Here is a 5621-nt window from a genome sequence, read left to right on the forward strand (position 1 = left end):
CGGAACACCTCCTCAAACGCCTATTCACAGCCGAAAAGCCCAACGAAAAATGGCTGACCGACGTGACCGAACTCAAAGGGAGCGACGGCAAACTGTACCTCTCGCCAATCTTGGACTTGTTCAACCGCGAAATCATCGCCTACGCCATGAGCCGCAGAGCCGACAGCGAAATGGTGAAGGAAATGCTCGAAAAAGCCGCACCCCGTCTGACTGATAAGGGAACGATGCTTCATTCCGACCAAGGCGTGCCGTACCGTACGTCGGGATATAGGGAATTGCTTGCGGAGCATTCCATGGTTCAAAGCATGTCGCGTAAGGCGAACTGTTGGGACAATGCGCCGATGGAGAGTTTCTTTGCGGTGTTGAAGACGGAGTGTTTCTATAACGCAGGAGAATTGACGGTGGACGAATTGATGAAGCAGATAGATGACTATATGGATTACTACAACCGGGAGCGTTGCAGTCTGAAATTAAAAAAGCTGAGTCCTGTCGCATACAGAACCCAGCTTACACAGAGTGCCTGAATAATAGGCTTTTATGAGTGTCCAAGATTTGGGGGGCAGTTCAAACCTGTTTCCAAGTTTCAGACGACCTCTTGGTCTTCATTCGTTTGCACGAACCAATCAGAAAAACAGCTCGCGCCAGCTGATACGTTTCAAACCACAGATACGACCACCCTCAACTGCCAGAGACTCACCCTTATTTAACAGTAGGCTGCGGGTTACTTTATTGGAGAAGCATTTGTTATTTGGCGTACTCGACGTAACAGAAAGCTCTTTATCCGTACCCGTACCACCTGAATCCCCGTCTGCGGTCACAGGGGAATCATCCAATTTGCTCGGATTGAGGAAGGTAAAGTTGATAACCCCATCCTGAGTCAAACCATTGGCGTATTGCATACCAAAGCCGTCCAACTTCCGAATAACGGTATCAGGCGTAAAACGCGCGCTGCGTGCGTTCAATGCACCTCCATTATCAGCATTCACACCAATGAACGAAGTTTTTGCTGCAGTTTTCACGCTCGTACTTGCTGGTAAACAAACATCGGCACCTGCAGATTTTTCCTCTGTAACAGAATCATAGCGACGCACAGTCACAACAGCAGTACGCAAGATCATAGTCGGTTTGACGTTTACCCGTTCACCATCACGCAAATCGATTTTCCAACCTTTTTGGGTTTTGGCAACCTGGTTGTTAGTTAGATAAATATAGCCTTCTTTTCCTTTTTCTTCAGGACGAAATTCTTGTTGCTGCAAATCACTTTCGGAAGCAGCGGTTACGGTCTGATTCGGTGTCAAATCTTCATAAATACCGTAAATAGATTGCTTGTCTTTATTGGTCAGATCATTTTGATAAATCTCACTGCCTGTACCGAAAATCACGACATATTCGTTTGCTCTGCGGCGTGAAACGGCAGGTGCGGAGGTAATCGGTTTGCTGGGTGAACCCGTAAAGATTTTAACAACCTTCCAGTTGTCCGGTTTTTCGCCGCGCAGGTCAAAACGATACATATTGCCTCCACGGTCGCCCGCATACGCAACATCAATTACACCATCAAAATCAGTGTCCACAAGGGTCGGCGTGGACAGACCGCCTACACCGTCTTGAACTTCGATTTTTTTCAACAAATCGCCCGGTGCTTTACCTGTACCGTTACCACGCTTATCGCCTGTACCAACTTCCTTACCTAGCATTTCATATACATACAATGCTGTTTCATTTTTCGTATCGGCTTTATCTTCAACACGATAACCGCTGGCAAGAAAACCTGCATAGCGAATGTTTTCTTTTATATCTACACGTCCGTTATCGGCAGGTCTGCTGACCGAGACACGCCCAATTTGCGGCGTACCAATGGTATAGCCCAATGTGTTTTCCTCACCTTTGATGGTTTCAAACAATGGAACTGTTTTATTCCACTCGGTATCAGTGACATCCAAACCTGTTTTGGTAGCTTTATCTACATTACCGCCGATATTCAGGGCATAGGCACCACGACCACCCTGACCCATCGCACCAAACATAAATACGCGCTGAGTATCATTTTCAGAAGTCTGACGCAAGGTAAATCCGCCGTTAACCATATATTCATGATTGGTAATAGACGACGTATAGCTGTCTTTGGCAATATTTTTCAAAACTTTTGCCAAAGTAACCGTCTTCACATTATTACCATCTGCGACATCCCGCTCCATTGTCGAAGGGATGTAGCTGACTTTCAGTTCATACGGATGATTTGCATCTGACGAGGTTTGGAACAAATGCACCATGCCATCATTCGCAGCCGCAACCATATATTTCTGACGCTTGATCGTATCGTTGCCAACTTTATACTTGGCCTTATTACCGACAGCAGCAACCGAACCGTCCAAAATATCGCCCAAATCACGCTGATCACCTTCCCGAATACGGTAAACTTGACTGTACGGTGTGTTTTTTGATTTATCTTGTATTGATTTATCATCACCGATACGCCCCGTCCAATTCAGCAAATCACGCCATTCATCCGAATTTTTACCATTAGCTGCATCTGCAATATCAAAATAGGCATTGTTTAAAGTATTATTGGGAATATTATTAATAAAATAAGTACTTGAACCCGTATTAATCAGGGTTTTACGGTTTGCAAACGACGGGTACAGCTTCAATTCTTCACTACGACGACCATCCTTCCCTAATCTTTGGAAAATAATCTGGCTACTCCAAGAGTTTGTTTTCAAACCGATAACTGCCGACATCTCAGGCAGGCTGCTGCTGGTCGTTGCAGGCGCGGTCGCACCAACATCGTCGTAACCCACATTTTTCGTGCCAGATTTAATCTGCTCTACAATGTCGTTAAATACCTTCGACAAACTTTCGGGTTTATCTGCCTCATAATAATACTCGGGGCGGCTGGCAGCCAGCTGCAAATACCTCTTTCCTGAGGGCGAAATACCTTGCCCGAAGCCTACGGTAAAGGTCTGCACCAGTTGTTTACTGTAATCGGCAGGATCTTTAGGATCGCCGTTCCAGCTTTTACCTGCAGCATCCGTTCCGTCGGTTTTAAAATCCTGCTCTGCAAGTTTTTTACTGAAGAAAGCTAAGCCATCATCTATATCCCAAGAGGTATCATATGCCCCCAATTCCCGCTTCTGACAAGAACCCGCCTGCCTATACCCAAAATAATTATATGCTTCTCTATACTTTGGTTCTTCCAGAGAAATATTTCGTCGATAATAATCCGAATAGCGGCTTAAATCCCCATATTTAAAATCAGACTTAGGCCATTTGTATCCTGTATTATCCAAACCACAGCTCAAATTGGCATCACCGTCAGACATCAAAACCACATATGATTTCTGGCAACGGTATTTCACATTCGGCATCACAATTTGACTGACCAACTCGAAATAACGCGAGGTAGTCGGCGTACCTCCTTTGGCCTTAATACTTTTTACCCTCTTGGCAATCTCAGTTGCCGGTATGGTAAATCCTTTGTCATCAGGAGTATCGCTCCCACCGCTATTATTTAAAGTCTGCAATGCCCAGTTAAATGTACTACCATGTTCCTCCAAAACTTTACTTAACGCATCCTTTGTAATCTGAATACGGGTTTTACTGCCAATATATTCATCCATACTACCTGAATCATCAATAAACAGCATAATGTTGTGTTTAACTTCGGGCTGTTTATCAATTTTAGATTCAGTTTGCAGATACAGTGGGACTTTGGCGAACCCGCCTGCTGCGGCATTTGCCACCCCGCTCATCAAGGCGAGCGCGGAGGCGATGTTGTAAATCATCGGACGGATGGAGCCGGGGCAACGTGAAGATTTGTTTTTCATAATGCGTTCTTTTTTCATAAAATCGTCGGTTGACGGATGATGACGTTGTTTTTATTTTCTCGGAATGCGATTCTAACATTTACGATGTCATTTATGTGGGGTTCGGGCTGTTTTTTTTGTCTAATGTGGCGAACAATGGCGAAAATGAAACAGACTTCATGATTGTAAAGGGAAAATCCGTTGCCAAACCACAGCTTGAACGATATGGCTTTTTGACGTAGAATGCATTGCTTCTACGGCATAGGCAGCTATGTCTGAAAAAGCACGTTACACAGCAAAATCAAGGCTGCGGAGCGTGTTTTTTTTTAGCCGAGATTTCCGAAGGCTGTCTTTTTTGTAAACAATTTTTATTTTTCAGACGGCCTGACCCATTTTTTTTCGAACCGACCATCATCAGGCAAACAGGATTCCATCATGACCACTCCGGCTCTTCTCGTTCTCGCTGACGGCAGCGTATTTCACGGCACATCAATCGGTTACGAAGGTTCGACTTCCGGCGAAGTCGTATTCAACACTTCCATGACCGGTTATCAGGAAATCCTGACCGACCCGTCCTACTGCAAACAAATCGTTACCCTCACCTACCCCCACATCGGCAATACCGGCACCAACGCCGAAGACGAAGAAAGCCGCAGCGTGTATGCCGCGGGCTTGATTATCCGCGACCTGCCGCTGCTGCACAGCAACTTCCGCGCCTCCGAAAGCCTGCATGACTATCTGGTGCGCAACAAAACCGTCGCCATCGCCGACATCGACACCCGCCGCCTGACCACGCTGCTGCGCGAAAAAGGTGCACAAGGCGGCGCAATTCTGACAGGTGCGGACGCTACGGTTGAAAAAGCGCAAGAACTCATCGCCGCGTTCGGCAGCATGGTCGGCAAAGATTTGGCGAAAGAAGTTTCCTGCAAAGAAGCCTACGAATGGACCGAAGGCGAATGGGTGTTGGGCAAAGGTTTCGTTACCCCTGCCGAACAACCGTTCCACGTCGTCGCCTATGATTTCGGCGTGAAAACCAACATCCTGCGTATGCTCGCCTCGCGCGGCTGCCGCCTGACCGTCGTCCCCGCCCAAACCAGCGCGGAAGACGTGTTGGCACTCAACCCCGACGGCGTGTTCCTCTCCAACGGCCCCGGCGACCCCGAACCTTGCACCTACGCCATCGAAGCCGTACAAAAACTGATGGAAAGCGGCAAACCGATTTTCGGCATTTGTTTGGGACACCAGCTGATCAGCCTCGCCATCGGTGCGAAAACCCTGAAAATGCGCTTCAGCCATCACGGTGCCAACCACCCTGTACAAGATTTGGATAGCAGCAAAGTCGTCATTACCAGCCAAAACCACGGTTTCGCCGTCGATGCCGACACCCTGCCTGCCAACGCACGCATTACCCACAAATCCTTGTTTGACAACACCTTGCAAGGCATCGAGCTGACCGACAAACCCGTGTTCTGCTTCCAAGGCCACCCGGAAGCCAGCCCCGGCCCGCAGGATGTCGGCTATCTGTTCGACAAATTCATTGACAATATGAAAGCGGCGAAGCAATAAAGCGAATTTTTCAGACGGCCGTCAAATCCGGCAGGCCGTCTGAAAATCAAGCAGTTCAAAACCCTGTAACTCAAGTCAGAAAGGAAACTCCCATGACTGAAAAACAAATGCGCATCCTCTCCGTAGTCGCCACCCTGGCCGCCGTCGGTATGTACGTTTCTTATATCCCGCAAATCCAAAACAACCTTGCCGGCAACCCCGGCTCGCCGTTGCAACCCCTCGTCGCCGCCATCAACTGCACATTATGGTTTG

Annotated in this window: 3 protein-coding genes and 1 pseudogene; 3 read left to right on the forward strand and 1 reads right to left on the reverse strand. The window is 47.6% G+C overall.

The window, feature by feature from the left end; translation table 11 throughout:
* Positions 1-524, forward strand: a 524-nt coding sequence (locus ACTHUT_RS13135) for an IS3 family transposase (protein ID WP_440418876.1), incomplete at its 5' end; no start/stop codon positions are given.
* Between the two features lie 99 nt (positions 525-623).
* Here the strand turns inward: ACTHUT_RS13135 and pilC are convergent.
* Positions 624-3842: a PilC family type IV pilus tip adhesin gene (pilC, locus tag ACTHUT_RS13140; protein ID WP_250601327.1), complete on the reverse strand. Its 3219-nt coding sequence runs from the start codon at positions 3840-3842 to the stop codon at positions 624-626.
* A 396-nt stretch (positions 3843-4238) separates the two neighbouring features.
* Here pilC and carA point away from each other — a divergent pair, with 396 nt between their 5' ends.
* Together carA and ACTHUT_RS13150 are read left to right on the forward strand one after the other, a co-directional pair.
* Positions 4239-5369: a glutamine-hydrolyzing carbamoyl-phosphate synthase small subunit gene (carA, locus tag ACTHUT_RS13145; protein ID WP_440418877.1), complete on the forward strand. Its 1131-nt coding sequence runs from the start codon at positions 4239-4241 to the stop codon at positions 5367-5369.
* Positions 5370-5461: 92 nt separating this feature from the next.
* Positions 5462-5621: pseudogene (locus tag ACTHUT_RS13150) on the forward strand (SemiSWEET family transporter); the annotation flags it as partial.

The sequence above is a fragment of the Neisseria sp. P0022.S010 genome (assembly GCF_051956635.1).

What these genes read in the sequence shown, in the direction of transcription:
- pilC (WP_250601327.1), bottom strand. Translation starts at nt 3,842, where the DNA reads ATGAAAAAAGAACGCATTATGAAAAACAAATCTTCACGTTGCCCCGGC.
- carA (WP_440418877.1), top strand. Translation starts at nt 4,239, where the DNA reads ATGACCACTCCGGCTCTTCTCGTTCTCGCTGACGGCAGCGTATTTCAC.